Here is a 2,336-nt window from a genome sequence, read left to right as displayed (position 1 = left end):
ACCCCCTTTCTAAACAATCGGAAGATTAGCCTTATTAGTACTTAAATACAAGCTATATTATAGTAAATTTCATCAAAAAAGCCAAGTTTTTTGCTATAAAATGCCTATTTTTAGGGGTTTGAAATGGATTTTTTTTATTTAACTATGTCAATTTTTAGGTGCTTATTTTATAAGATTTTATAGCGCTATTTGCAAGATCGGCTAAGAATTTGCTTCTATTATCGCTTATTGTATCTATTGCCTCTACTAAGCTTTTAGGCAAGGTAATATTAATTCTAATTTTTGCTTCATTATCAATAGGTTCTTTAATATAATCACCTTTTTCAAGCATAACTTCTAATGCTCCTTTAAATGCTTCTTTGAGATCTTTTAAGGCTTCTATTTCATTTTCACCATCTCCCATAATATAAGGGAAATCTTTATATCTTGCAAAATATCCTCCGCCATCTTTTTCATCAAGTTTTTTTATAATAATTTCATAAGGTAGATTAAGATAGTAATCTAAGTCTTTCATCATTCATTCTCCTGTTATAGCTTTTAAAACCATTTTGACATATATAGCCTTTATAGGGCGTTTAAATGGAATAGTAATAAGATCACATTCTTTTTTTCTGAATTGATAATGTGATCCGCCTTTATTAAAACATTCATAACCTTCGCTTTCTAATAAAATCTTAAGCGTTTCAAAGGGCACATTGTTAGGATTATTTTTTAAATCTTTAATAATTTTATCTTTTTTACTCACTATAATATCCTTATGGGTATGTATTATACACACTTTTTATTAAGTATCACTTATAAACCGAACGCAATTCTTTTAATAAAGTTTAGATATAATCTCACAAAACGCTTACTATGTCGTTTCATAGTTAGCCTTTAGGGTTATTTCCGCCAAGAGTTAAAACTCAAGGCGGATTTTTATGAAGGAAAGATTTAAAATGAGAAATTTAACTTTAGAAGAAAATATATTTTTAGCAAAAAGAAACCTTGTAGATATTATTTGGAAATCCGCGAATTTAGAAGGTGTAAATGTTACTTTTCCTGAAACTCAAATGATTATAGATGGCTTTAGTGTTCCTGATAAAACAATACAAGATTTAACAATAATTTTAAATCTCAAAAGAGCTTGGAATTATTTGTTTGATACCATTAATGAAAAAGTTAGTTTGAGTTTGATACAGGACTTTAATAGGATTGTAGGCAGAGATTTGGTTCATAAATCAGGATTTTTAAGAACAGCTGATGTTAAAATAAGTGGAACAAATTTTAAACCAAAATTACCTATTGATTATGAGGTTAGTGAAAATATAGAAACAATTTTAAAAAATGAAAATAAAAAAGAAGTAGCATTGGATTTGATGTTATATCTTATGAGAAGTCAATTATTTTTTGATGGAAATAAAAGAACTTCAATGCTAATTGCTAATAAAATTTTAATTGAAAATGGATTCGGTATTTTGGCAATTGCTAAGAATGATATGAATGAGTTTTTTACCCATCTTGTTAAATTCTATGAAACAAACAATAATTATGAAATAAAACAATTTTGTAAAGAAAATTGTATTGAAACAATGATTTTTCATAATGATGAAGAAAAAAACAAATTATAGGAAAGAATTGAGATAACACCCAAATTTTCATATAAAACATTAAAACTTATTCATTCAAAAATACTATAATTAAAGCGTATTAAGCATGGCTACTCTTTCGGTTATAAGAAAGAGGAATAATGAGTAGGATCATTGAGTTTTTAGTTCTTGTCTTAGAATTAATTAACGAGATAATCAAGCTTGTTGATTATCTCACTTAAAAAAACCGTTGAAAATTCTATAAAAACCACACTTAGTCTAAGCTTAATACAATTGTAACAAAAAACACTTAACCGAAAGAGGCGTGGCTTTCGGCTATTTGTTCTTGCAAAGTCTTTATCGTTAATATGTTCTATTATAAAACTTCTATAAAAATTTCTTTACTTTTTAGTTTCTCATAAAAATTTTTTCTTTTATTGGGGTCGTTTGTAGTTACAATGGTAAATCCTGCTTGTTGAATTTTCATGAGAATTTCTTTTGAAATATTCATACTATGGAATAATTTTTTAAAATGTTCAGGTGTCATTACTGCTGCTCTAATATAATGAAAAAATGGATTACCATTTTCTTTATTTTTATTATATTGCATAGTATTATTAAACACTATGTCACTGCTGTAACTAATGTTTTGGAAATTATCTTCTTTGATACGCTTTCTCATCTCATTATAAAATGAAGTTAATTTGTTATTCTCATCTTTAATAAGATTAAGTATAGGATCTGGAATTTTATCTAAATATTGATTTT

3 protein-coding genes and 1 pseudogene are annotated in these 2,336 nt (G+C 26.4%); 1 reads left to right on the top strand and 3 read right to left on the bottom strand.

Annotation, left to right across the window (positions count from 1 at the left end; all coding sequences use genetic code 11):
* Positions 1-154 precede the first annotated feature (154 nt).
* Positions 155-514 (bottom strand): type II toxin-antitoxin system HicB family antitoxin, encoded by a 360-nt coding sequence (locus tag AJ886_RS10100; protein ID WP_002779573.1) that lies wholly within the window; start codon positions 512-514, stop codon positions 155-157.
* 3 nt (positions 515-517) lie between these two features.
* Positions 518-745 carry a type II toxin-antitoxin system HicA family toxin gene (locus AJ886_RS10095; protein WP_070283621.1) on the bottom strand — a complete coding sequence of 76 codons (228 nt, stop codon included), beginning with the start codon at positions 743-745 and terminating at the stop codon, positions 518-520.
* 175 nt (positions 746-920) lie between these two features.
* Between AJ886_RS10095 and AJ886_RS10090 the strand changes: the two genes are divergently transcribed.
* Positions 921-1,610 (top strand): Fic family protein, encoded by a 690-nt coding sequence (locus AJ886_RS10090; protein WP_070287080.1) that lies wholly within the window; start codon positions 921-923, stop codon positions 1,608-1,610.
* Between the two features lie 334 nt (positions 1,611-1,944).
* Here the strand turns inward: AJ886_RS10090 and AJ886_RS10085 are convergent.
* A pseudogene (locus AJ886_RS10085) lies at positions 1,945-2,336 on the bottom strand (DNA repair protein Rad50); the annotation flags it as partial.

It is taken from the genome of Campylobacter sp. BCW_6465 (genome assembly GCF_001762815.1).
Lineage (GTDB): Bacteria > Campylobacterota > Campylobacteria > Campylobacterales > Campylobacteraceae > Campylobacter_D > Campylobacter_D jejuni.
The sequence above is the reverse complement of the archived record's forward strand: the minus strand, read 5'-3'. Positions and strand labels throughout refer to the sequence as shown.

Coding starts and splice junctions, on each gene's coding strand:
- AJ886_RS10090 (WP_070287080.1), top strand. CDS start 921: ATGAAGGAAAGATTTAAAATGAGAAATTTAACTTTAGAAGAAAATATA.
- AJ886_RS10100 (WP_002779573.1), bottom strand. CDS start 514: ATGAAAGACTTAGATTACTATCTTAATCTACCTTATGAAATTATTATA.